The organism is Arthrobacter sp. SAFR-044 (assembly GCF_059414985.1).
Window position 1 is genome coordinate 68,190 of the sequence record NZ_JBPFDN010000016.1, and the last position, 23,968, is coordinate 92,157.

The 23,968-nt window shown below is 66.8% G+C and carries 22 protein-coding genes, 1 tRNA gene and 1 riboswitch; of the genes, 12 read left to right on the forward strand and 11 right to left on the reverse strand.

What is annotated here, in order from left to right; all coding sequences use genetic code 11:
• The first annotated feature begins 108 nt into the window (after positions 1 to 108).
• The 5 genes from ACR65J_RS19190 to ACR65J_RS19210 all read left to right on the forward strand — a co-directional run bounded on the left by ACR65J_RS19190 (position 109) and on the right by ACR65J_RS19210 (position 5,170).
• Positions 109 to 185: transfer RNA gene (locus ACR65J_RS19190), tRNA-Arg, on the forward strand.
• A gap of 76 nt (positions 186 to 261) precedes the next feature.
• On the forward strand, positions 262 to 1,716 hold the full coding sequence (locus ACR65J_RS19195) for a dihydrolipoyl dehydrogenase family protein (RefSeq protein ID WP_440172046.1): 1,455 nt from the start codon (positions 262 to 264) through the stop codon (positions 1,714 to 1,716).
• A 66-nt stretch (positions 1,717 to 1,782) separates the two neighbouring features.
• Positions 1,783 to 2,493, forward strand: a complete 711-nt coding sequence (locus ACR65J_RS19200; protein WP_440172048.1) for an ABC transporter ATP-binding protein — start codon at positions 1,783 to 1,785, stop codon at positions 2,491 to 2,493.
• Entirely contained in the window at positions 2,490 to 4,526 is a 2,037-nt protein-coding gene (locus tag ACR65J_RS19205) for a YhgE/Pip family protein (protein ID WP_440172050.1), read from the forward strand. The genes ACR65J_RS19200 and ACR65J_RS19205 overlap by 4 nt, the downstream gene beginning before the upstream one ends.
• Positions 4,523 to 5,170 carry a TetR/AcrR family transcriptional regulator gene (locus ACR65J_RS19210; RefSeq protein WP_440172052.1) on the forward strand — a complete coding sequence of 216 codons (648 nt, stop codon included), beginning with the start codon at positions 4,523 to 4,525 and terminating at the stop codon, positions 5,168 to 5,170. The genes ACR65J_RS19205 and ACR65J_RS19210 overlap by 4 nt, the downstream gene beginning before the upstream one ends.
• 601 nt (positions 5,171 to 5,771) lie before the next feature.
• Here ACR65J_RS19210 and ACR65J_RS19215 read toward each other — a convergent pair.
• On the reverse strand, positions 5,772 to 6,776 hold the full coding sequence (locus ACR65J_RS19215; RefSeq protein WP_440172054.1) for an EamA family transporter: 1,005 nt from the start codon (positions 6,774 to 6,776) through the stop codon (positions 5,772 to 5,774).
• Between the two features lie 72 nt (positions 6,777 to 6,848).
• Between ACR65J_RS19215 and ACR65J_RS19220 the strand changes: the two genes are divergently transcribed.
• Positions 6,849 to 7,787 carry a LysR family transcriptional regulator gene (locus ACR65J_RS19220; RefSeq protein WP_440172056.1) on the forward strand — a complete coding sequence of 313 codons (939 nt, stop codon included), beginning with the start codon at positions 6,849 to 6,851 and terminating at the stop codon, positions 7,785 to 7,787.
• On the opposite strand, the gene ACR65J_RS19225 is transcribed toward ACR65J_RS19220, so the two are convergent.
• The 3 genes from ACR65J_RS19225 to ACR65J_RS19235 all read right to left on the reverse strand — a co-directional run bounded on the left by ACR65J_RS19225 (position 7,756) and on the right by ACR65J_RS19235 (position 10,995).
• Positions 7,756 to 8,283, reverse strand: a complete 528-nt coding sequence (locus tag ACR65J_RS19225) for a SixA phosphatase family protein (RefSeq protein WP_142030196.1) — start codon at positions 8,281 to 8,283, stop codon at positions 7,756 to 7,758. The genes ACR65J_RS19220 and ACR65J_RS19225 overlap by 32 nt on opposite strands.
• A gap of 302 nt (positions 8,284 to 8,585) precedes the next feature.
• Positions 8,586 to 9,449: a winged helix-turn-helix domain-containing protein gene (locus tag ACR65J_RS19230; protein ID WP_440172058.1), complete on the reverse strand. Its 864-nt coding sequence runs from the start codon at positions 9,447 to 9,449 to the stop codon at positions 8,586 to 8,588.
• Between the two features lie 571 nt (positions 9,450 to 10,020).
• Complete coding sequence (locus ACR65J_RS19235) at positions 10,021 to 10,995, reverse strand: hypothetical protein (protein ID WP_440172060.1); 975 nt, start codon at positions 10,993 to 10,995, stop codon at positions 10,021 to 10,023.
• 250 nt (positions 10,996 to 11,245) lie between these two features.
• Here ACR65J_RS19235 and ACR65J_RS19240 point away from each other — a divergent pair, with 250 nt between their 5' ends.
• The 5 genes from ACR65J_RS19240 (at position 11,246) to ACR65J_RS19260 (ending at position 18,037) form a co-directional block, all read left to right on the forward strand.
• On the forward strand, positions 11,246 to 11,986 hold the full coding sequence (locus tag ACR65J_RS19240; protein WP_440172062.1) for a response regulator transcription factor: 741 nt from the start codon (positions 11,246 to 11,248) through the stop codon (positions 11,984 to 11,986).
• A 12-nt stretch (positions 11,987 to 11,998) separates the two neighbouring features.
• A complete protein-coding gene (locus tag ACR65J_RS19245; RefSeq protein ID WP_440172064.1) occupies positions 11,999 to 13,492 on the forward strand; it encodes a sensor histidine kinase in 1,494 nt (497 codons plus the stop codon).
• Positions 13,493 to 13,556: 64 nt separating this feature from the next.
• Entirely contained in the window at positions 13,557 to 14,900 is a 1,344-nt protein-coding gene (locus ACR65J_RS19250; protein WP_440172066.1) for a bifunctional glycosyltransferase family 2/GtrA family protein, read from the forward strand.
• Positions 14,897 to 16,999, forward strand: a complete 2,103-nt coding sequence (locus ACR65J_RS19255) for a glycosyltransferase family 39 protein (protein ID WP_440172067.1) — start codon at positions 14,897 to 14,899, stop codon at positions 16,997 to 16,999. The genes ACR65J_RS19250 and ACR65J_RS19255 overlap by 4 nt, the downstream gene beginning before the upstream one ends.
• A 167-nt stretch (positions 17,000 to 17,166) precedes the next feature.
• Positions 17,167 to 17,327: riboswitch (cyclic di-AMP (ydaO/yuaA leader) on the forward strand.
• Positions 17,328 to 17,332: 5 nt separating this feature from the next.
• Complete coding sequence (locus ACR65J_RS19260) at positions 17,333 to 18,037, forward strand: aggregation-promoting factor C-terminal-like domain-containing protein (RefSeq protein ID WP_440172068.1); 705 nt, start codon at positions 17,333 to 17,335, stop codon at positions 18,035 to 18,037.
• A 115-nt stretch (positions 18,038 to 18,152) separates the two neighbouring features.
• Here ACR65J_RS19260 and ACR65J_RS19265 read toward each other — a convergent pair whose 3' ends face one another.
• The 3 genes from ACR65J_RS19265 to ACR65J_RS19275 are packed head-to-tail and all read right to left on the reverse strand — an operon-like array spanning position 18,153 to position 20,089.
• Positions 18,153 to 18,572 carry a glyoxalase superfamily protein gene (locus ACR65J_RS19265; protein WP_440172070.1) on the reverse strand — a complete coding sequence of 140 codons (420 nt, stop codon included), beginning with the start codon at positions 18,570 to 18,572 and terminating at the stop codon, positions 18,153 to 18,155.
• A gap of 44 nt (positions 18,573 to 18,616) precedes the next feature.
• Complete coding sequence (upp, locus tag ACR65J_RS19270; protein WP_043451999.1) at positions 18,617 to 19,252, reverse strand: uracil phosphoribosyltransferase; 636 nt, start codon at positions 19,250 to 19,252, stop codon at positions 18,617 to 18,619.
• A 12-nt stretch (positions 19,253 to 19,264) separates the two neighbouring features.
• Positions 19,265 to 20,089 carry a phosphatase PAP2 family protein gene (locus tag ACR65J_RS19275; protein WP_440172073.1) on the reverse strand — a complete coding sequence of 275 codons (825 nt, stop codon included), beginning with the start codon at positions 20,087 to 20,089 and terminating at the stop codon, positions 19,265 to 19,267.
• A gap of 54 nt (positions 20,090 to 20,143) precedes the next feature.
• On the opposite strand from ACR65J_RS19275, the gene ACR65J_RS19280 reads away from it, so the two are divergent.
• Entirely contained in the window at positions 20,144 to 20,650 is a 507-nt protein-coding gene (locus ACR65J_RS19280; RefSeq protein WP_440172075.1) for a nucleoside deaminase, read from the forward strand.
• Between the two features lie 83 nt (positions 20,651 to 20,733).
• Here ACR65J_RS19280 and ACR65J_RS19285 read toward each other — a convergent pair whose 3' ends face one another.
• The 4 genes from ACR65J_RS19285 to ACR65J_RS19300 all read right to left on the reverse strand — a co-directional run.
• Complete coding sequence (locus ACR65J_RS19285; protein ID WP_440172077.1) at positions 20,734 to 21,852, reverse strand: glycosyltransferase family 4 protein; 1,119 nt, start codon at positions 21,850 to 21,852, stop codon at positions 20,734 to 20,736.
• Positions 21,819 to 22,214 carry a 6-pyruvoyl trahydropterin synthase family protein gene (locus tag ACR65J_RS19290; protein ID WP_440172079.1) on the reverse strand — a complete coding sequence of 132 codons (396 nt, stop codon included), beginning with the start codon at positions 22,212 to 22,214 and terminating at the stop codon, positions 21,819 to 21,821. Before ACR65J_RS19290 ends, ACR65J_RS19285 begins: the two co-directional genes overlap by 34 nt.
• Before the next feature lie 3 nt (positions 22,215 to 22,217).
• Entirely contained in the window at positions 22,218 to 23,258 is a 1,041-nt protein-coding gene (locus ACR65J_RS19295) for a zinc-dependent alcohol dehydrogenase (RefSeq protein WP_440172081.1), read from the reverse strand.
• Positions 23,259 to 23,569: 311 nt separating this feature from the next.
• Positions 23,570 to 23,968, reverse strand: a 399-nt coding sequence (locus ACR65J_RS19300) for an HNH endonuclease signature motif containing protein (protein WP_440172083.1), incomplete at its 5' end; no start/stop codon positions are given.

Consider the following 23,968-nt stretch of genomic DNA (forward strand, 5'->3'; position numbering starts at 1 on the left):
CCGGTCTAGTTGCAGAGATTACATGCGCTTCGATTTGGCATCACGGCTCACCTCGCGTAAAGTAATTCGAGGTTCAGGGAGGGCGGTTCTCCTCCCGGGACACAGAATGCGCCCATAGCTCAGCTGGATAGAGCGTCTGTCTACGGAACAGAAGGTCAGGGGTTCGAATCCCTTTGGGCGCACCAATAAGGTCCGCACCGGTTCGCCGGTGCGGACCTTTTTTGTGCTGTCAGGCAGGCCGTCCCCGGCTAGGCTTTGCTCATGATGCCCGAGCTTGCTGAGCGCGAATTTGATGTTGTTGTTATCGGCGCAGGCGCCGTAGGGGAAAACGTAGCCGACCGCGTTGTCCAGGCCGGCCTGACCGCGGTGCTCGTGGAGGCGGAGCTGGTGGGCGGTGAATGCTCCTACTGGGCGTGCATGCCATCGAAGGCGCTCCTTCGGCCGGGCACCGCGCTCCATGGGGCGCAGACGACACCCGGCGCCAAGGAAGCAGTCACGCGCACCCTTGACGCCTCCGCCGTCCTGGAGCGCCGCAACTACTTCACCTCCAACTGGCAGGATGACAGCCAGGTTTCGTGGGTGAAGGACACCGGGATCGAACTGGTGCGGGGCCACGCATGGCTGACCGGGCCCAAAGCCGTAGAAGTGGCCGGCCTGGACGGGACGCAGCACCTGCTGCGGGCCCGGCAGGCTGTGGTGCTAGCGACGGGGTCCACCCCCAACACTCCTCCCATCGAGGGACTGCAGGACGTGCAGGTCTGGGGAACCCGCGAAGCAACGTCAGCCAGCGAGATCCCGGAACGCCTGACAGTGCTGGGCGGTGGAGTGGCCGGAGCAGAACTGGCCCAGGCCTTCGCCCGGCTTGGTTCACGCGTCACCCTTGTGGCACGCAGCGGGCTGCTGGGCAACTTTCCGGAGGAGGCCGCTGCCCTGGTCGCGGCAGGACTGAGGGCGGACGGCGTCGAACTCCGGCTGCGTACCGCCACGGACCGGATCAGCGGAAACGACGACGGAACCCTCACCGTAAGCCTGGGCGACGGAACCAGGGTCACCTCCGAGAAGGTCCTGGTCTCCACCGGCCGCCACCCGGCACTGGAGGGCCTGGGCCTGGAAAGCGTCGGTTTCGAGCCTGATGAGTCCGGCCACCTGTCCCTGTCCACGGATGCCTCGGGCCTGGTCCGGGAAACACCCGGCGACGAGCCGTGGCTCTATGCGGTGGGAGACGCCGCAGGCAAGAACCTCTTCACCCACCAGGGCAAATACGAGGCCCGCGCCACCGGCGACGCCATTGCCGCCCGGGCGAACGGCGAGCTGAAGGGAACCCCAGGGGACTGGAGCCGCTACGCCCAGACGGCCAACCAGCATGCCGTGCCCAGCGTCGTCTTTACGGACCCCGAGCTGGCTGGCGTGGGACGCACCCTGAAGGCGGCGAGGAAGGACGGATACAACGCCTCGTCCGTGGAACTGCCCATCCAGGTGGCGGGTTCCTCCCTCCATTCGGAGAACTACGAAGGATGGGCGCAACTGGTGGTCGACGAGGACCGGAAGGTTCTCCTCGGTGCAACGTTCGCCGGCCCGGACGTGGCCGAACTACTGCACGCCGCAACCATCGCGGTGGTGGGACAGGTGCCGCTGGACCGGCTCTGGCATGCCGTCCCCTCCTACCCCACCATCAGTGAAGTGTGGCTCCGCCTGCTGGAGAAGTACGGCCTCTGAATTCTATTTGAACTGACTAGTCAGTTCGGTTAGCCTTGATGCAGACTTCTTCTGCGAAAGGCAATCTTGCTCTCAGCACACCAGCTCCACGCCAAAGGACGCCGGGACCCGCTGCTTCCCCCCACCTCGTTGACAGTGGCGCGCGGCCAACTGCTGCTCGTGACCGGCGACCGGCAGGACCAGCGCACGGCGTTGTCCCTCCTGCTCAGCGGCAGGATGAAGGCGGCCGGCGGCCAGCTCAGCTGGGACGGCGCGTCCCGGACCAGGCAGCTCCGCCTGGCCGCGGCGCTGGTGGATTCCCCCGGCGTCAATGAGCCGGAGGAACACCTCAGCGTCCGCGACCTGGTGACCGAGGACCTCGCCCTGGTACCGCGCCGCTATAGGGGTGCATTGCTCAGCGGCCCGTGGCTCAAGGTCAACCGCTTCGAGGACATCGCCGGGCTGTGGACGGAGCAGCTGGAACCCGGGCGCCGGCTTGGACTGCTGACATCGCTGGCCCTCGCCAATCCCCGCACAGACCTGCTGGTGGTTGACTCACCGGACCGCCACAGTCCGGATGAGCTAACCTGGCTGCCCCGCCTCCAGGAGCTGGCGTACGACGCCGGCCGGCCACTCGCCGTCGTGGCGGCAGTCAGCGCCGTCCCCGCGTCGTGGGACGGGCCGGTGGCCGGAATCGGCAATGCCGTACCTGCGGAGATGCTGATGACAGGGCCGGTGGAAGCCGCCCCGGAAGCAGAAGACCACGAAACCAGATTCGAAACTGAGGTTGCCAAGTGACTGTCCTGCGGCTGGCCCGCTCCGAACTGAAGCGGATGACCGGCGGGCTGCTGCCCAAGCTGACCATCCTGGCGCTGACCATGGTCCCGCTGCTTTACGGCGCGGTCTATCTTTACGCCAACTGGGATCCATACGGCCACCTCAACAACCTGGATGCTGCGCTGGTAGTCGAGGACTCCGGCGCCACGAATGCCGACGGCACGCGCCTGGAGGCCGGGACGAAGGTGGCCGACAGCCTTTTGGAGGGCAATGTCTTCCACTGGGTGCCCGTGGATAGCTCGACGGAAGCCGATGCCGGGGTCAGCAGCGGCCAGTACGCCTTCGCGCTGAAGATCCCCAAGGACTTCTCCGCCAACCTGGTCTCCCCCGGCAGCTTTGACGCCGCCAGCCAGGCCATGCTGAACGTGACCACGAACGATGCCAACAACTACCTCCTGAGCACCATCGTGGACAAGCTGACCACTGCCGTGCACACCACGGTGGCCAAGGAAGTGGGCGAGGAGACCGCCAACCAGTTGCTCACCGGGTTTGGCACCATCCACTCGAAAATGGTCCAGGCTGCGGACGGGGCTTCAAAGCTGGCCGACGGCGTGGCCACGCTGAGGGACGGAACGGTCACCCTCCACGAGGGGACCTCAGCCCTAAGCAGCGGGGCTGACCAGTTGTATGCCGGCCAGCTGAAGCTGCGCGACGGCGCGAACCAGCTGACCGACGGCGCGGGGCAGCTCAGCAGCGGCCTGGCAGTCCTCAAGGACAAGACAGCCACGCTGCCCACGGATACCCAGACGCTTGCTTCCGGCGCAGCCCAGGTTGCCGCCGGGAACGCACAACTGAACACCAAGGTGCAGGACATGGCGGCCCAGCTGGAGGCGGTGGACCAGGGCCTCCGCAACCGCGTGGCGGAGTCCAACAGCAGGCTGGTAGCGTCAGGCGTCCTCACCCAGGAACAGGCGGACAAGATCCTGGCCGATTTCGATGCCACCGCGGCGGCCAGCCCGATGGCAGCGGCCAAGGGCAAGATCCAGGCAGACGCGGCGCAGATCCAGCAACTGGCCAGCGGCTCCGAAGCGGTCAGCGTCGGCGCCGCCCAACTGGCAGCCGGCATGCCGGCACTCAAGGGCGGCATCGCGCAGGCCTCGGCAGGGGCTGACCAGCTGCACACGGGTGCCGCCGCGCTGGCCGCGGGCGAGCAGTCCGCCGTCGACGGCGCTGCCGGCCTTGCGGACGGAGCGCGGAAGGTTGATGCCGGGGCCGCCCAGCTTTCGGACGGTGCGGGCCAGGCCGCTACCGGCTCCCGCACCCTGTCCGACGAGATCGGCAAGGGCGCCGGACAGGTGCCGAACCCCGATGACGCGCAGAAGAGCAATCTGTCCCAGGTGATGGCCGATCCCGTGGCGGTCAGCAACGTCTCGCAGGCCAAGGCCGGATCGTACGGCGCAGGGCTGGCGCCGTTCTTCCTCACGCTCGCCATGTGGATCGGGATCTTCATGCTGGTCCAGGCGATGCGCCCCATTACGCAGCGTGCGCTGGCCTCCAACGCGCCGTCGTGGAAGATCGCCCTGGGCGGCTGGTTGCCCTTCTTCCTGGTCTCGGTGGTGCAGGCTTCCCTGTTGACCCTGGTGGCGGACCTCGCACTGGGGCTCAATCCCGCCCATCCGGTCCTGATGTGGCTGCTGATGCTGGCCGCCGCCATGGCGTTCAGCGCCCTCATCCAAGGCATCGTGGCGTTGCTGGGCTCCCCCGGTAAACTCGTGGTGCTCATCCTCCTGGTCCTGCAGCTGGTGTCCTCCGGTGGCACGTTCCCGTGGCAAACCACCCCGGAGCCGCTGCATGTGGTGCACCAGGTCCTGCCCATGGGATACGTGGTGACCGGAATGCGGCACCTGATCTACGGCGGGGACCTGTCCATGATTGCCCCCACCTTTGTGGGCCTGCTGGGCTACACGCTGCTGGGCGCGGCCATGTCCACGCTGGCCGTGCGGAAGAACAAGTACTGGACGCTCAAAACACTGAAGCCGGAGATCGCGGTATGACCACCGAACCCACGTCCACGGGCAAGGGGCTGCGGCCTGCCCGGACCAACGCCACCCGCCAGAAGCTCTTCGATGCCTCCATGGAGCTGATCGGCGAGCGGGGGGCTGCCAGCGTCACCGTGGACGAGATCGCGGCAGCTGCCGGGGTTTCCAAAGGCACGGTCTATTACAACTTCGGCAGCAAGTCCGAGCTGATCGCGCAGCTCCTGCGGCACGGCGTGGACATCCTCAAGGCGAGGCTGCTCGAAGCCGCCGACGGCGGGGCTGCCGGCCGCGACCCCTTGCTGGCCATGGAAGCGATGATCGGCCAGGCCATGGACTTCATGGCGGAGTATCCGTCCTTCGCGCGGCTGTGGGTCAGCGAAAACTGGCGGATTCCCAGCGAATGGCAGGGCACGTTCTCCGTCCTGCGCGGGGAACTCCTGGAAGTCATCGGCCAGGCCGTGGAGAAAGTGGCCAAGGCCTATCCCGTGGACGGTTCCGTGTCGAGGGGAAGCCTGGAAACGGCCATCTTTGGGGCCTGCTTCGTGGTGGGCCTGGACCGCCAGACGTACAATCCCGAGCGCACCCGTGACCAAAGCGTTGCAGCAATCATGGCCATCATGCGCGGCTACGTCCTGAAGGGGCCCGCTCCTCAGGGATGATGGAGCACATGCGCCATACGGGGAAGAGCGGAAAGTTCGCGGTGATCTGCGGCGTCGTTGCTGCAGGGCTGCTGGTGCTCACGGCAATGACCCTCGCGGAGCCAGTGTTCCTGGCGTTCCTGGGCGTCCTGGGGCTGGCCTACCTGGCCGCTGTCGCCGAGGTCCTGGTGCGGCGGCGCCGCTTTGCCCTGTTCGCCGCGGGTGCCGGGACCGCCCTTGCCCTTGGCTTTTCCCTGGCCTTCCTCAGCACATGGGAGCTGGCGTTCGACGGCAAGTCGTCCTTCCTGGGCACCCCGCTGCCCACCACCGACCCGGACAACTACTTCTTCGGCGCCGCCGGTGCGCTGGTGGCAACGTTCGGGGTCCTCTTCCTGGGTGCTTTGTGGCCGGGAAAGAGACGGACGACTGCGGCGCGCAGGCCCGCACCACGGCCCACGGCCCAGCGCGGCTCATCACAGCGTTCTTCATCACAGCGCCCTCCATCACCCCGCGACTCACCACAGCGGAGTGGCCAGGCCGCGGCACGCAACCCGCAGGCTGCGCCACCACGGGGTGGCCGGGTCCCCGGCGGCCAGGCGTCCGGCGCCCAGGGATCTGCGGTTCAGCGGACGTCTGCCTCCCGCGCCCCGGCACGGGGGACGTCCAGCGCAGCCAAGCGGCCGTCGTCGTCCGCTTCGCCTTCGCCCAGGCCGGCACCCAGGTCCGGCAGCGGCCCGCTCCCCCGCCGCTGACGCCGCCCGCCTGCTCCGGTGAGCACCGCCGTCGCCACTCCACCCAGGAGGAGCAGGCCGCCCGCCAGCTCCGTTGGCGACGGGACCTCCGCGAGGACCAGCCAGGCGGCGCTCATGCCCACTACCGGGACCAGCAAAGTGAACGGGACAACGGCCGACGACGGGTGGCTGGCCAGGAGCCGGTTCCAGATTCCGTAGCCCACCAGTGAGGCGAATACAGCGGTGTACAGGGCGCTGAGGATGGTGGGCACCTGGAGATCGGCCAGGGACTGCCAGACTGTCCCGGGCCCGTCCACCAGCACTGACAAGGCTGCAAGCGGAAACGGAACCACGGCGCCGGACCACACCACCAGTCCCAGGCCCGAGGCTGCTTTGGCCTTCCGGGCGATGACGTTTCCGGCAGCCCAGGACACCGCCGCGGCCAGGACGATGACCAGCGGCAGGAGCGGCGCCACGGCGCTTCGTCCCACGGCCACGAGGGCGAGCCCGGCCACGCCCAACCCCACACCGGCGAGCTGGCGCCGGCTGGGCCGCTCACCCAGGAACACCGCGGCGAGCAGGACGGTCAGCAGCACCTGTGCCTGCAGGACCAACGATGCGAGGCCTGCCGGCATGCCCAGTGCCATGGCCAGGTAGAGGAGGCCGAACTGGCCCGCACTCATGAAGAGCCCGACGCCGATGATGGCCTTCCAGGACACGTCCGGCTTCCTGACAAAGAAAATCCACGGGACCACCACCAGGACGAAGCGCATGGCCACGAACAACAGCGGTGGGAAGTTCTGGCCGCCGGCATGCAGTCCGATGTCGATGGCCACGAAGTTCAGGCCCCACAGCACGGCCACGACGACTGCAAGGAGGGAATCGCGCGGGTTCACGCTCCTACTCTGGCAGAGCCTCGAATGAAGCACCAGCGCTTAATTCCATATACGATCATGTACCTTTGCTTCATGATCGACATCGGGTCCCTCCGCGCCCTCGCGGCCATCGAGCAGCATGGCACAGTCATCGCCGCTGCGGAAGCGATGGGGTTCAGTCCGTCCGCCGTTTCGCAGCAGGTGAAGAAGCTGGAGAAGGAGGGCGGCTTCGCAGTCCTGGAGCGCCGCGGCCGCGGGGTCCTGTTGACCGAGCGCGGACTGGCCCTGGCAGCTTACGGCCGCCGCATCCTGGCGGAGCTTGAGGAGCTTGAATCCACCCTCCTGGCGGATCCGGCCAAGCCCAGCGGCAGCCTCCGCGTGGTGTCCTTTTCCACCGCCTGCCGGGGACTGGTGGGGCCACTGCTGGCGCGGGTTGGGCAGTCGGGAGCGGCGCTGGATCTTTCCGTCCTGGCGGAGGATCCGCGCGAGGCCGTGGCCCGGGTGGCCAACGGTGAAGCCGACCTGGGCCTGGTGCACAACTGGAACTCCGTGCCGCTGGTGATCCCGGAGCACCTGACGCTTGAATGGCTCTGCGAGGATGTGGCGGACGTCCTGGTACACAGCAGCCATCCGCTCGCGCAACAATCAGAGGTGGAGCCCGCACAGCTCGTCGACGAGCGCTGGATCAGTACGCCCGACGGCGCAATCTGCAACGAAGCGCTCTTGCGGATCTTCGCCGACCTGGGGCGGGTCCCCGATATCAGGGTTTACGACCCCGATTTCGCGACGCACATAGCTTTGGTGGAGCAGGGAGTGGCCGTTGCGCTGGTCCCCCGCCTGGGCCGGCCGGCGCTGCCCCGGGGCGTGGTGGCTGTCCCGGTAGTCAACCCTGTCCAGGCCCGGCAGGTGGGGCTTGTCCATCGCAGGACCATGACGGCCAGCCCGGGCATCAGGCACATCGCGGCGCTGCTGCGCGGGATCGCAGCCGGCGAGGCGGGGGCTAGTGGGCCCGGGGAACTGCGAACCGGGTGATCCGGGCGTCCTGGCCGTCGAGTTCTGCCCACGGCTTCTCCGTCTCCAGGACGGTTAGTGCATTCGTGGGGAAACGGGTGGCGGCGTCCATGTAGGCGTCGTGGTCCGAGTCCCGTGATGCGAGGTGCATGGCCAGGTCCTGCACGCCGGGCAGGTGCGCGATGAGCATCAGCGTGGTCACCGTGTCCGGCACGTGGTTGACCACCGTGAGCATCCGGAGGGCCGATGCCGCGTACAGGCCGTCTTCGAGTTTGGGTGTTGGCGCCTTGTCGCCGAGCTCGGAGCAGACCCATGTGCACGTTTGCCGGGTCCGCAGGGCGCTGGAGCACAGAATGAAGTCCGGGACGATGTTGTGTTTGAGCAGCCAGCGCCCGGCCAGCGGCGCCTCCCGGTGTCCGCGCTCCTCCAGGGGCCGCTCGTGGTCGGCCACGCCGCCGGGCCAGTCAGCCTTGGCATGGCGCATGATCACAAGGCGTCGAACGTGGTGCGAACTCATGGCCCAAGCCTAGCCCCAGCCAAAGCACCGCAGACCAGGACCCGGCAGCGAAAACAGCGTCACGCAGAGCACGCTTTCGGGAGCAGGAAACGACAAGACCCGCGCGAAACCAGAGTGCAGCCAAGAACCAGAGCTTGACAGCGTGCCCACAGTGACGCAAGGACCAGACAGCCGAGGAGGCACAGTGCTTGGAAAGGGCTGGCTTAACGCCGAAAGGCGGCATGTCCCGACAGCGCCGTTGTTGCGTGAGGAACGAGCGCAGGCGCCGAGGGATATGCCGCCCTTCGGGCGAAGGTCAAGAGTTAGATCGAGTACTCCGGAGCGGCCCAGACAACAACCTCCGGGTGCTCGTAGAACCGGTAGCCCTGGCCGCGGACGGTGCGGACCGTGTTGGCGAGGCGGCCGAGCTTGGAGCGGAGGCGGCGGATGTGGACGTCGATGGTGCGCTCGTTGGGCACTTCCTCCGCGTTGCGCCACAGCCCTTCGAGGAGTTCGTCGCGGCCCACTGTGCGGGTGCCGTTTTCGACGAGGTAGTTGAGGAGCTCGAACTCCTTGAAGGTCAGGTTCAGGGACTCGCCGTCGAGGTGGACCTCGCGGCGGGCGAGGTCGATGAGCACGCCGGAGGGGCGGGGTTCCTGCGGCTGGGCAGGGCGGGGGGTTTCGGTGCGCTGGCGGGAGTTGACCGTGGGGTCGCCAAAGGTGGAACGGACGACGTCGAGCGCGGACCCGGGGGTGCCGGCGGGGGCTACTGCCACGGCAGCGTAGCTCTCGGCGCCGGAGACCAGCGACTGGGCGTAGGCGCGGATTTCCTGGGCGAGTTTGGCGATGGAGGTTCCGGCAGCTGCCGCGGTCTCCTCATCGATGCCCATGTAGAGGACGAACCCGCGGGCCACGTTGTCGTTGGCTACCGGGCGGACCTGGTTTGCACCGGGCACCACAGGGGTAGGGGCAGTAATGGGAGACTCGGCGGGGTGCACGGCACGGAGCTGGCCGTAGGAGTTGGGGTTGTATCCCTGCGGGGCGAAGCCCTGGGCGGGGAAGCTGCTGCCGGAAGTGGAGGGAGCAAGCGAGGGGCGCGGACCGAAACCGGGACGAAGCCCGGAGGGCTGGCCCGCCTTGGCGGCGTTACGGACAGAGATGTGGACGTATCCGGATGCAACTGACATGGAATGCTTACCTCAATGTGAAATGGCCGTCTCCGCGGCCCGAATGCTGACTTCCCCGCTTGCACAGATCGGGGAGGGGCGCCCGACGCTGGGCTAATGGGCGAATGCCTAAAGAACTTCGGTGGGTGGGAAGGTCAGGCGTGCATTCGACAACAGCGCATGTCGGCAGCAGCGGATGTGCTGGGCCAATATTCTGCGGCTGCAGGTGCTGTTGAGTTCTTGTTCACATTGGAAGTGTGACGCGTAACAATGCCAACTTGCAAGTAACAATGGACCGATTCGTCCGCATTGTGAGACAAACCGGCAAATTGTGCTGCACGTCACTATTTCGGAAGCGGGAAATAATTTGACCGCTTATGTCGGCAGACGGCTCGGATTCCGACTCCTACAGAATAATCTTCGAGGAACCGCTCATCTGCCGAATGCAGTCGAAATTCAACCGTTTGACGTGGAATCCACGCCAGGGGCTGACCGCATGTCCAGCCGGCGTCCCGCCTCCAGCAGAAATTTTCCCCTAAAAATTCCGGAGCGGCGGAGGCAGGACGGTTCGCCCCAGGTTGAGGCCGGCATGTCAGTTAGTGCTGGTACCCGGGTTGGGGGTGGTGGCGGTACCGGATGCAGCCAGCTGGATGGCCTGCGCTGTGTAGGTGTCTGAATCCTTGAGGGCCGTCACGCGGACGCTGGCGCCGGAGGTTACGTTGGACAGGCCCAGCGTGCTGCCGGTGGAACTTCCGCCCCGCTGCCGCATCCCCTGGGTCACCTGCACGTCGGAGCCGACCGTATAAGTGCGGGAAAAGCCGTCTTCACTCTTTACAGTCATGGACGTGCCCGATATCTCCGTCACGGTGCCCGTCTGGCCCGCCATGGTGACGTAGCTGGAGTCCTGGAGGACCACATATTCGGAGTGGACTGCCGCGTTGAGGCCGGCGGCACCCATGCCCAGTCCACCGGGGCCGCCATCCATCCCCATGCCGCCGTCGATGCCACCTGCCATACCCCCCAGGCCATCTTGTCCGTCCGGGCCGGTCATGCCGGCCTGCCCTCCCGGGCCGAACTGGCCCGTGCTGCCGGTGCCTTGGCCATTGTTCGCTGAAGCCGTTCCACTCCCGGTCCCGGCAGCGTACGCACCGGCGCCGGCTGCCGCGGCCACTACCACCGCAGCGCCGCCCACCAGGAGGCCTTTCTTCCCGATCCAGTTCCCTTTGCCTGCCCGGGTCGAAGTGCCCGGTGCGGACTGCTGGGGTGCGCCCCATCCCGTGCCGGCGTTTGGCGCATCAGTGTGTCCCGCCGTCGTACCCCATCCTGGGGAAGGCGAACCGGGAACAGGTGCGCCCCATCCCTGCGCAGGCTGCTCCTGCACTGCGTGGTCCTGCGGTGTCTGTCCCCGCGGGGCCGCATCCTGAGCGGCGTCCAACCGGCCGGCGCCGTCCGCTGCGCCTTCCCAGATTGGTGCCGGCCCGCCCTTCTGCTCCCAGCCTTGCCCGGCGGGGCGCCCCTGATCGCTGCGGGCGGGGGCGCCCGGGTAGGCGCTGTCTTGCTGATCCATGGCTTTCTCCAAGAAGTTGTAGCTATTGGTGTTGGTGCTGTTGTCCCAACAGGCTCTGCCGCTTTGCTGTGCGGGGGCTGTGCGGCGAGGCAAGCCTTCCTGTGACCTGGGCCTGCCTGTGACCTGGGGCCTGCGGCCCGCACCCGGAAGGCATCACCTCGCCCCACCCACAGGTGGCTAGGCTGGAGCTCACAGCCGGAACACAGCAACAGCAAAGCATCGGCAAACCGACAGATCGGAGAGTTGTCCCATGGCATCCCCGCACCCCATGACCAACAACCTTCCCCAGCTCACCCACCCGGACGGTTCCCCGATCCGCGCCTTGGTGGTGGATGACGAGCCCAGCCTGTCGGAGCTGATGAGCATGGGCCTGCGCATGGCCGGCTGGTCCGTCGCCGTGGCCGGGGACGGACCCACTGCCGTCAAGCTCGCCAAGGACTTCCACCCGGATGTCCTGGTACTCGATGTCATGCTGCCCGGGTTCGACGGCGTGGAGCTGCTGGGCAGGATCCGCGCCTTCGCGCCGGAGGTGCCCGCGCTCTTCCTGACGGCCAAGGACGACGTCCAGGACCGCATCGTGGGGCTGGCCGCCGGCGGGGACGACTACGTCACCAAGCCCTTCAGCATGGAGGAAGTCCTGCTCCGCCTGCACCGCCTGGTGCAGCGTTCCGGGGTGGCCGCCATGGACACCGCCGAGCTGGTGGTGGGCGATTTGGTCCTCAACGTGGACACCCGGGAAGTCACCCGTGCCGGGGACGACGTCCAGCTGACGGCCACACAGTTCGAACTTCTCCGCTACCTGATGGAAAACCCCAAGCGCGTGGTCAGCAAAGCCCAAATCCTTGACCACGTATGGGATTACGACTTTGGCGGCCAGGCGAACATCGTGGAACTGTACATCTCCTACCTGCGCAAGAAGATCGAAGCCAACCATCCGCCGATGATCCACACGGTGCGCGGGGCGGGCTATGTCATCAAACCCGCAGACTAGCCAAGGAAACGCATGTCTTCGCTTTCCGGTGTCCCCCGGCCCACCGGCCGGTCCTGGTTCAATCCCTCCACCTGGCACCTCCGGACCCGCCTGATCCTGCTGTCCATGGCCCTCCTGGTGGCCATCTCAGGCGCCATCGGGGTGGTCAGCTACGCCTCCATGGACGTAGTCCTCACCAACCAGCTGGATGCACAACTGATGCTGGCATCCCGCGGCCGGCCGCCGGAAGGCAACCCCTCCGGGCGTCCCGATCCCCTGGATGCGCGCGGGCAGAGCGTGGGCACGCTCAACGCCAGGGTGGTGAACGGACAGATCAGCCGGGAAGCGGGTTTCCTCTCCTCTGATGCCACCCGCACGGCGCTGACCTCCCGTGACGTGGCTACCCTTCAGGCACTGCCCCACAACGGCGTGCCGGTGAACCGCGAGCTGTCCAACGGCGACTACCGGCTGATGGCCACCGAAACCCCCTACGGCGATGTGGTGATCACCGGCCTGCCCCTTGCAACGAAACAAAGCACCGAGGCTTCTCTGGTCCTGACCATGGTGCTGGTATCGCTGGGCGGCCTGGTCCTCATCGGGCTTGCCGGAACTGCGCTGATCCGCCGGACCATGCGGCCACTGGAACAGCTCTCCGATGTCGCCACCAGAGTTTCCAAACTGCCCCTGGACGCAGGCGAGGTGGCGCTCGCCGTGCGCGTGCCACCCTCTGCGGCCCATCCCACCACCGAGGTGGGCAGCGTGGGCCACGCCCTGAACCTGATGCTGGACAACGTCTCCAGTGCGCTGGAAGCCCGCCAGCGCAGCGAGATGAAGGTGCGCCAGTTTGTTGCGGATGCCTCCCACGAACTTCGAACGCCCTTGACAGCTATCCGCGGGTACACGGAGCTGATGCGCATGACCGAACCCCTGACGGAGGACGGCCAGAAGTCGCTGGGCCGGGTTCAAAGCCAATCGGAACGCATGACGGCGCTGGTGGAGGACCTGCTGCTGCTGGCAAGGCTGGATGAAGGCAAGGCCAGCGAAACCACGGACGTGGACCTGACCCAGCTGGTGGTGGAAACCGTCAGTGACGAGAAGGTCATGGCCCCGGACCACACCTGGCAGCTGCAGTTGCCCGACGAACCCGTCGTGGTCCGCGGGGACAACACGCAGCTCCACCAGGTGTTGGCGAACCTGCTGTCCAACGCCCGGAAGCACACGCCGGCCGGTACCACCGTCACCACCGGCGTGATGCGCTCCGCGGATGGAAGCGTAGTGGCCACGGTCACCGACGACGGGCCGGGCATCCCGCCGGAGTTCCAGGGGAAAATCTTCTCGCGCTTCACCCGGGCGGACGCTGCCCGTTCGGGAACAGAAGGCTCCGGCGCCGAGGGTTCCTCAGGCCTGGGGCTGTCGATAGTGGAGTCCATCGTCATGGCCCACGGCGGGACCGTGGAACTGGTCTCACGGCCGGGCCGGACCGAGTTCGCGGTACGGCTTCCGGCCGGTGGTTCCGCCTCCCCCTGACTTACACAGGCACGTCACAGGTTGTGCCTAAAACCCACAAATCCGGCAGCGCCACTCTTGATGCATGACGCTCACCGATTCCACTTCAGGAACCCTGCAGGACGCCGCGGTGACACCGCCGGGCAGCGCTGCCCGGGGACGTACCGCACGGCGCGCCCCCGTGGACACCCGCACCGCCGTCCCAGTCCTTGATGTCACCATCCCCGTCTTCAACGAGGAGCGCGACCTTGAGGAATGCCTCCGCAGGCTCCATGGACACCTGGGCGATACCTTTCCGCACAGCTTCCGGATCACGGTGGCAGACAACGCCAGCACGGACGGAACCCTGAAGATCGCCGAACGGCTGGCCCGTGAATTCCCGGAGGTCGCGGTGGTCCACCTGGATGAGAAGGGCCGCGGGAACGCGCTGCGCAAGGTTTGGCTCGCTTCACCGTCGCCGGTCCTTGCCTACATGGACGTGGACCTTTCCACCGATCTGGCGGCCCTGCCTCCGTTGCTGGCTCCCCTGATTTCCGGACACTCGGACCTGGCCATCGGCACCCGGCTGACCCGCAACTCCCGGGTTGTCCGTGGACCCAAGCGGGAGTTCATCTCGCGCAGCTACAACCTGATGCTCCACTCGCTGCTGGCCGCCCGGTTCAGTGACGCCCAGTGTGGATTCAAAGCCATCCGTGCCGACGTCGCACAGCAGATCCTCCCCTATACCGTGGACAACTCCTGGTTCTTCGACACCGAACTCCTGGTCCTGGCCGAACGCTGCGGCCTGCGCGTCCATGAAGTTCCCGTGGACTGGATCGACGATCCCGATTCCAGCGTGGACGTATTCCGCACCGCGCTGGCCGACGTCCGGGGAATGGCAAGGCTCACCCGCGACCTGGTTTACGGCCGCGTCCCTGTTCCGGAACTCCGAGCGGCCCTGGCACGGGGTCCCCTTCCCGCATCGTCCCGGGCTGATGAACAGACCCTCCGCGGCAGCCTGTTCGGCCAACTGGTCCGGTTCGCCGCCATCGGCGCCGCCTCAACTATTGCCTATCTCCTGATTTTCCTGTTCTGCCGCGGCTTCATGGATCCGCAGCTGGCAAACTTCCTGGCGCTGCTGGTCACGGCCGTGGCCAATACCGGCGCCAACCGGCGCTTCACCTTCGGCATCCAGGGCGGCAACCGCGTCCGGCACCACTTCGAGGGGCTGATCGTGTTCGGCATCGGACTGGTGCTCACCTCCGGGGCGCTCGCCCTGGTCCACCGGACGACGACGCCTGACCGGTGGGCGGAAGTCCTCACCGTTGTGGCGGCGAACCTTGCGGCCACGGCAGTGCGGTTCCTGCTGTTCCGGCTCTGGGTCTTCCGGGGAGCCGGCAGCAAAAAGACCACAGACGCCACCACTTCCACAGAAACGGCAGCATCATGACCTCCACCATCTCAGCGGCCGGCGCCGGCTCAGCTGCCGCCCCGCAGCCCTCCACGTCCAGCAGCCCGGCCTTCGGGGCCGGGGCTGCAAAACCCGGTCCGGGCTGGGCACGCCACGCTTTCGGCGGCCAACCGCGCTGGGTGCGGCCCTCCGCCGCCGCGCTCCTGGTGGCCACTGCGGTCCTGTACCTGTGGAACCTCGCAGCCACGGGCTACGGCAACTCTTTCTACGCGGCGGCAATCCAGGCAGGCACCAAGGACTGGACCGCATTCCTCTTCGGATCGCTCGACGCCGGAAACGCCATCACCGTCGACAAGCCGCCCGCCGCACTGTGGATTCCCGCGCTGGCCGGCCGGATCTTTGGGTTCTCGCCGCTGAGCATGCTGGTGCCGGAGGCATTCATGGGCGTGGCCGCCGTCGGCTTCCTCTACCTGGCGGTCAAGAGGGTTTCCGGACCCGCGGCAGGCCTGCTGGCCGGCGGCGCCCTGGCCCTGACGCCCGTGGCTGCGCTCATGTTCAAGTTCAACAACCCCGACGCCATGCTCACCCTCTGCCTGGTACTCGCGGCATACTTCACCACCCGGGCCATTGAACGGGCGGGCTGGAAGTGGCTGGTTGCTGCAGGAGCCGTGATCGGCCTGGCGTTCCTCGCCAAGATGCTGCAAGGCTTCCTGATCGTTCCGGCGCTGGGACTGGCCTACCTGTGGGCTGCCCCCACCTCGATCAGCCGCCGGCTGGGGCACCTCATGGGCGCCCTGGGCGGCATCATTATGGTGGCCGGCAGCTACATCGCCCTTTTCCAGCTGACGCCGGCCTCGGCACGGCCCTACATGGCCGGCTCCACCACCAACAGCTTCCTGGAACTGACCTTCGGCTACAACGGCCTGGCCCGCATCACCGGCTCAGGCGAAGGCATGCCCGGCGGCGGGGCGGGAGGCGCGGCCGGCGGACCCGGCGGTTTCGGCGGGGGCAACAGCGGATTCGGCGGGGCGGCAGGGCTGCTGCGGATGTTCGGCACGAGCTTTGGCGGCGAAGTGTCGTGGCTGCTGCCCGCCGTCCTCGTCCTGCTGGTGGCCGGCCTGTGGTTCACCCGGCGGGAAGCCAGAACCGCCATGGGCCGTGCGTCGCTGATCCTGTGGGGCGGCTGGCTCCTTGTCACCGCGGGTGTCTTCAGCTTCATGAGCGGCATCGTGCACCCCTACTACTCTGTGGCGCTGGCGCCGGCGATCGCAGCCCTCATTGGCATCGGTGCCGTGGAACTCTGGCGCGGCCGCTCCTACTGGCCAGCCAGGATTGTCCTGGCTGCAACCGTCCTGGGCACCTCCATCTGGTCGGCAGTCCTCCTGGGCCGCGACGCGTCCTGGCTCCCCTGGCTGCGCGTCGCCGTCATCGTCCTCGGCGTCCTTGCCGCCGCCGGCATCCTGCTCCGTGTTGACGCGCTTGGCACCGGACGGTTCCGGCGCGCGGGTGCTGCCGCCGTCGTCGTCGTATCCCTCCTGGCCGGCGGACTTGGGGCGGGTGCCTGGACCCTCGCCACCGCAACGTCCGCACATTCAGGTTCCATTCCGACGTCGGGGCCGGCGGGCCCGGCGGCAGGCGGCTTTGGAAACCGGGCGGCAGGTTTCCGCGGCGGCCGCGCCGACGGCACGGACGCGGCCACCGGAACGAATGGGTTTGACCCCGCAAACCGAATTGATGGCGCACCGGATGCAGCCGGCGGAGCCGCTGGTCCCGGAGGAACCGGCGGCGGCCCCGGTGAAGGAACCGCCGACGCCGCGGTCACCGCATTGCTGTCATCCACCACGACCAAATGGTCCGCGATCGTCAGCGGCGCCAGCCAGGCAGCCAGCCTGGAACTCGCTACCAACACCAACGTCATCGCACTGGGCGGCTGGAACGGCGGAGACCCGTACCCCACCCTCGCCGAGTTCCAGGACATGGTGTCCAAGGGCGAGATCGGGTACTACATCCAGGCCGGCGGCATGGGCGGAGGCGGCATGGGCGCCCGCGGCGGCAACTCGGAGGTGGCAGCCTGGGTCCAGGCCAACTTCCAGGCCCAGACTGTGGGCAACTCCATCGTTTACCAACTCGCAAAGTAGGATGCACCGATAGCCTCCAGGCTCGAACGATCCCGGCAAGCGGTGCAAATCGACGCGCTGCTTGCCGTGACTTCTGTTACCTAAATGTGACTTTGGCTTAATCTTCCTGTACCGTCGATTGGGTGCGGCCCCCGTTCGGGCCGCATATCCCGGGTTGACGCCAAGCTCTGCCGCTTCCCCTGGATTCCGATTGAGCAACGGCAGAGGCGGGGGACCCACCGTCCCGGGCAATGAATGCCCTTGGGGTTAAGCACGTACGTGATCTTTCCGTACGGCCGGATGCCCTCATCCGAACCCGACAGCTAACTCCGCAGGTGTGAGAGGCGATCAATCATGTCCAAAAACACGGCAGAACCATGCCTGCCCGCTAAACACCGGGCCAAGCAAGCGGCAAAGAAAACCACCCTGGGCCAGCGCGCCGCCGTCCTTGCAGCATCGTGCGCGGTGCTGGTTGGGGTAGGCGCGGCCGGGCAGGCCACCGGCAGCATGACCCCGGTGTCATCCACCGAGTCAAGCACGGCAGCGTCCGACGCCCAAATGAGCATCGAGAAGAGCGAGATCCGCTCCAACCCTGTGGAGAGCCCCGCTCCCGCCGCAATCGCCGTAGCACCGCAGGCGGCCGAACCGGCTCCCGCAGCGGCACCTGCCGCCCCCGCGCCGGTCGCGCCAGCCCCGGCACCTGCACCCGAGCCCGCCCCCGCACCTGAGCCGGCACCCGCCGTCGCGGTCAACGATCCCGCCGGTGCCCAGGCTTACGCCGCCAGCCAGTTGGCCACGTACGGCTGGGGACCGGACCAGATGCAGTGCCTGCAGACGCTGTGGACCAAGGAATCGGACTGGACCACTACGGCCACCAACCCCAGCAGCGGTGCGTACGGCATCGTCCAGTCCCTCCCTGCTGAGAAGATGGCCAGCTCCGGCGCCGACTACCTCACCAACTACCGCACGCAGATCAACTGGGGCCTGAACTACATCAAGCTCAGCTACGCCTCCCCGTGCGGCGCCCTGGACTTCCACCTGGCGCACAACTGGTACTAGGCACTGCTCGCCTGCGGCGGTGAGCTGAAGGGGCACCTTCCGCTGAGCCTCCCAGGCAGCAACCGCGGCCCGCATCCATCCGGATGCGGGCCGCGGTGCGTTGAGCTGCAGCGTGTTAAGTCGCCGGGGTTTGGGTCTCGGTGCTCTGGGCTGCGTCAGGCCCGGCGTTCCGCCACGGGATGTACTGCACAGCCCACTTATTGCCGTCCGGATCGGCGAAGTACACGAAGTGGCCCCAGTCCTGCACGTCAACGTCGCTGACATCCACGCCGTTGTTTTTCAGGTAGTCGTGGGCGGCATTGATATCGCTGACCACCATCTGAAGGGTCGATCCCGTACCGGGCGGGGCGTCCGAAAGACCCTCGCCGATGCAGATGGAGCAGGCCGAACCCGGCGGGGTCAGCTGCACAAAGCGGATGTCGTCCGACGGCCGCTCGTCGTAGTCGGCGTTGAAGCCCACCTTGTTGACGTAGAAGTCCTTGGCGCGGTCAACGTCGGACACGGGGACAAACACAAGTTCGAGTTTCCAGTCCATCCGCACAGGCTAGCGGCGCGGCCCGGTCCAAAAAAGGGGGAACGCTACCCTGCGATGCCGTAGAGGCGGTCTCCCGCGTCGCCCAGGCCGGGAACGATGTAGGACTTCTCGTTGAGCTTCTCGTCGATGGAGGCCAGGACGATGTGCACGTTGGCCCCGGACAGCTCCTCCTCCAGCCGGGCCAGGCCCTCAGGCGCGGCCAGCAGGCAGATGCAGGTAACGTCCGACGCGCCCCTCTTGAACAGGAACTTGATGGCCTCGCGCAGGGTGCCGCCGGTGGCCAGCATGGGGTCCAGGACGAACACCTGGCGGCCGGTCAGGTCCTCCGGCAGGCGCTCGGCGTAGGTAATGATGTCCAGCGTTTCCTCATCCCGGGCCATGCCCAGGAAGCCTACCTCCGCGGTGGGGACCAGCTTGGTCATGCCTTCCAGCATGCCCAGGCCTGCGCGCAGGATGGGAACCACCAGCGGAGTGGGCTTGGTGAACGCCGTGCCAATGGTGGTGCTGACAGGCGTCTCGATGGTGACAGGCTCGGTGCGGACCTCCCGCGTGGCTTCGTAGGCCAGCAGGGTCACCAGCTCTTCCGTCAGCTGGCGGAAAACCGGCGACGGCGTGTTCTTGTCCCGCAGGACGGTGAGCTTGTGGGCGACCAGGGGGTGGTCAACAACGAGAGTACGCATCCCCCAAAACTATCATCCGGCCGTGTCCTTGTTTTGGCTGCCTCGGGCGTGCTCCTTGCCGCCGTCGTGGTGGTGGTGCACTTCCTCGGCAACCACATCACGGACAATCGGATGGTCGAATGACGGCGCCGCCCCGGCGTGCTCCCGCCGGCGGACCAGGTGGAACAGCCTGTGCGCCAGGATCACCACGCCCACCCAGGTCAGCCCCAGCAACCATCCGGCCATGACGTCGGTCAGCCAGTGGTGGCCAAGGAAGACGCGGCTCAGCCCCATGGCGATTATGAAGATCGTGCCCGCCGTGATGGCCGTGACGCGCACCAGCACGGCCTGGAACTGGAGGCAGACCAGGTAGACCACCAGGCTGATCACTACCGTGGTATTCAGGGTGTGGCCGCTGGGGAAGGACGGCGAATCCTCATAAGGGGGCACCGCGTCCGCGTGGTCCGGGCGGGTGCGGCCCACCAGTTTCTTGCCGAAGGTGGTGGCCATGATGGAAACTCCCGCCGCACCGCCGATCAGGAGGAGCGGGCGCCAGTTCCGGCTGAGGAACGTCAGCCAGGCAGTGAGGATGCTGGCAAGGATGGGCATGCCGACGCCGCCGCCTATGTTGGTGAAGCCGGTAACAAAGGCATCAAGTCCGGGACTGCGGAGGCTCTCGGCCAGGGCCAGGGCGGGCTTGTCCAGGTTGGCCAGGCCCGCAGAATCCACCACATCGTCGTACACCTCCGCGCCCAGCAATGCCAGGGACACGATGATCACGCCGCCCACGAGGATGGTGAGGAGCAGCGCGGCGTAGGGCTTGAACCAAAGACCCAGACGATCCCGAAGAGTGTCCATGGTGCCTCCCTGCGTCGGCAAGTAACCTGAATATCCCGAAACTATCATTGACCCATGCCGTTGCCCGAAAAGAAACATGATGCCTGGATGGGCCTTGCCCTGGCGGAGGCCCGGCGGGCACTCGCCACGGAGGATGTTCCCATCGGCGCCGTGGTGATTGGGCCCGACGGCGACGTGCTGGGTTCCGGCCGAAACCAACGGGAGGAACTGGGTGACCCCACGGCCCATGCCGAGGTGGTGGCCATCCGGGAAGCGGCGGGACGGCTCCAGGAACGGGCACGGCTCGACGGCGGCCGTGGCGACGGCTGGCGGTTGTCCGACTGCACGTTGGTGGTCACCTTGGAACCCTGCGCCATGTGTGCCGGTGCGATTGTCCTGGCCCGGATCCCGCGGGTGGTGTTCGGGGCCTGGGACGAGAAAGCCGGCGCCGCAGGGTCCGTATTCGACATCCTGCGGGAACGCCGGCTGAACCACTGGGTGGAGGTGTACCCGGGGGTCCGTGAGGAGGAGTGTGCCTTGTTGCTGCGCGAGTTTTTCGCGAGGCACCGGAGCAGCCTTTAGTGCAGTTCCTGCGCTGCCGTTCGGTGGCTGCCGCCAGTTCGATGCCGCTCCCGGCGCCGCCGCTCCCGCCGCCAGCCCTTCTGTCAGTCCCGTTCCGACAGCAGGGCCAGCACTCCCCTGGCCGTGCTGTTCCAGTCCGGAAGCCTCGTCCGAGCCTCCAGCGCCGTTGCCCGCCAGCTCTCCCTGGTTCCCGCGTCCTCAAGCCATAGGCGCAGAACCCCGGCCAGCCGCCCGGGGCTCTCCTGCCCACCTTCCGGAAGTGGCAGCGCTGCCCCGGGAAGCAGCGGTCCGCCGCTAGCAGTCTTTAATCCGGCCAACCCCAGCGCCTCCACCGCCCCCGTCCCTTCGCGGACCAGAACGGGAATGCCATGGGCCAGCGATTCAGTGACAGCCATGCCAAAGGCCTCTTGCCGGGACACCAGGAGGCTGAGATCCGTCCGTGCCCATTCAGCGTCCAGCGCTTCGCCCGCGAGCTCGCCCGTGAGCCGCACCCGGTCCTCCAACCCATTCTCCGTGATTGCAGCCCGGACTTCCCGTGCATAGTCGGGGTCAGCGTGGTCCGACCCCACGAAGGACGCAGTCCATGGGAGGTCGTGGACCTGGGCCAAGGCCTCGACAGCCAAAACCTGGTCCTTGTTGGGCAGCAACGCGGCTACGTATGTAAGGTGCGGAGGCTGTGAACCCCTGGCCAGCGGTGCGGGCTCGACACCTGGAAGGGCAACGCCGGGCTGTGGAAGGCCGCGTTCCTGCAGCCTCGTTGCCGCCCATGTGCTGGTGCAGATCACGCCGGTTGCGGCCCGCAGCGCCCTGGCCTCATCTGCAAGGGCTGCTTTCCCTGAACTTTCGGGCACCGGCATATGCACCAGGACCCATATTTCCTGTCCCGTCCTGGCCGCCGAGTCCAGCTCAGCCGGGGCACCAACAGCCACCAGCCCGTCAACGATCACCACTGCCCGTCCGGGACCCGCAGCAGGTTCTCTTCCTTCGAGGAGGGTGCCCAGCCGGCGTCGTTCCGTGGCGCCGGCTTGCGGCCAATCCCCCTCAACACTGATGACGTCCACCTTGGCGCCAAGTGCCCGCAACCCTGCAACCAGGCGGGCGTTGTAGACGTTGCCGCCCGAGCTGTGGCGGATGTTGCCGGGGACCAGCAGCCGGATGTGGCGCACGGTCAGGCGGTGATGTCCAGGGAGTAGGCGGCCCACGCGTCCGGATTCTCGCGAAGGGTGACGTCGATGCCTGCGAGTTCGCGGCCGTCATCGGTGTCCTTGATCCGGGCGGCGACCTTCTTGGCGACGTATTCGGCGAGTGCTTCCGTGGTGCTGAGCTTGCCTTCGAAATCCGGGTGCTCATCCAGGTTCTTGTAGTTCAGGCCGGCGAGCACTTCCTCGATGATGGTTCCGGCGGCACCGATATCCAGGACGATCGCGTCGTCGTTCAGGGCGCGACGACGGAAGGTCACCTCGGCGACGAAGGTTGCCCCGTGGAGTCCCTGGGCGGGCCCGAAGGCTTCGCGCGGAAGACTGTGGGCGATCATGAAGTGGCGGCGAACGGTCAGGCTGAACATGGGTTACCTCAAGTTTTCGGAGTCGGGGGTTGCTGGGCTGGATGCTGGATTGGAGGCGGGGTATTCGACAACGTGGCACAAGGCTTCCAAAGTGCCGTCCGCCAGGCTTTGGACGACACCAGGCAGGTCCTCGAAGCGGGATGATCCGGTCAGGAATGCGTCGAAGACGGGATCCTTGAGCAGCGACACGGCGAGGTCCAGGCGGTCGGCATTGGTGCGGCGGTGGCGCCTGGCCCGCGCCACCATGCCTACCTGGCTGGCCCTGATGGACAGCCGCCGCGCGTGGAAGTCCTCCCCCAGCGGGATAGTGACTTCCCGGTTGGCATACCAGGACATTTCGATAACGTCGCCTTCGTCACCGGCGAGCTGCAGGCTGCGTTCCAGGCCTTCCTGCGAGGCCGAGCAGTGGAACACGATGTCGCAGTCGGACTGTGCGTCGTCCGGATGTGCGAAGTCCACTCCCAGGGTGTCCGCGAGCTGCTTCCTGCCCGGATCCAGGTCGACCAGTTGCAGGCGTTGCAGCGGGAACGTGCGCAGGAGCGTGGCCACCGTGCCGCCCACCAGGCCCGCACCGACGACGGCCACTCTGTCACCCAGCCGCGGACCGGCTTCCCAGAGCGCGTTGACTGCTGTTTCCACCGTCCCGGTGAGGACCGCACGCCGGGAGGGGACGTCGTCGGGAATCCTGGTCAAGGCGGCCACCGGAAGCACATAGAGGTCTTGGTGGGGGTTCAGGCAAAAGACCCGGCGGCCCTTCCACTCTTCGGGTCCTTCCTCCACGACTCCGACGGACAGGTAGCCGAATTTCACGGGCCCGGGGAATTGGCCTTCCTGGTGCGGGGCGCGCATTTCCTGGGCGACCCGTGGCGGCACAGCCCCAGCGTGGACCACCATTTCGGTGCCCTTGCTGATGCCGGAGTAGAGGGCACGAACCAGCGCTTCGCCCGGGCCCTGGGCGGGCACCTCCTCGGCCCTGAGCTCGCCGTGCTCCTTGGCGGTGGTCCAGTATGCGGTTGCGTGGATCGGGTTCTGTGAATTTGTCATCTTGCTGATGAATCTAACCGGACGCGCGTGGGCGGGGAAAGTCCGACGTCGTATGGCCGGGTTTCTTGCCGGGTTTTTCGTCGCTCCCTCGACAAGCGGCGGTACTCCGTTGCGGCGTTTCGCGGCGCGCTTTCACTGCGCGGATTCGTGATGAAGTTGCGCGGACGCGATTTCACTGGGCGGATATTCGTGGCGAAGTTGCGCGGATTCGTGGCGAAGTTGCGCGGGCGCGATTTCGCGGCAACGTACCCTGCACCTCCCGATGCGCATCTTCCCTGGCATCACCCGATGCGCGCATCCTCTCTGGCGTATCAAGAGACAAGATACTGGTGGAGCGCTTCCTCGAGAAGGCTTCGCTGTTCAAGGAGGGCTGGTTCTTTGCTGAAGCCCAGTTCTTCGGGCAGCCTCCGTCTTTCGGGCAGGCTGTACTTTTCGGGCAGCTGCGGTTCACCTTGCAGGCTGAGCTTTTCGGGTCGGCTCCGTGCGCGTTCCAGGAACCCGGCAGGCCATTGGGGTGGTTCCCAGTCCTGGTGTTCGCTGGGGTAGTGGCGGCCGGAGGGTGAGGTCCAGCCGGGTGGTTCATTCTTCGTGGCGGGGGTGGGTTTCCAGCCGGTGGTGTGGCGGAGTTTGTGGTGTTTCGGGCAGGGCTGTCCCAGGTTGCTGATCCCTGTGGTGCCGCCGTTGGCCCAGGCGAGGATGTGGTCGGCGTC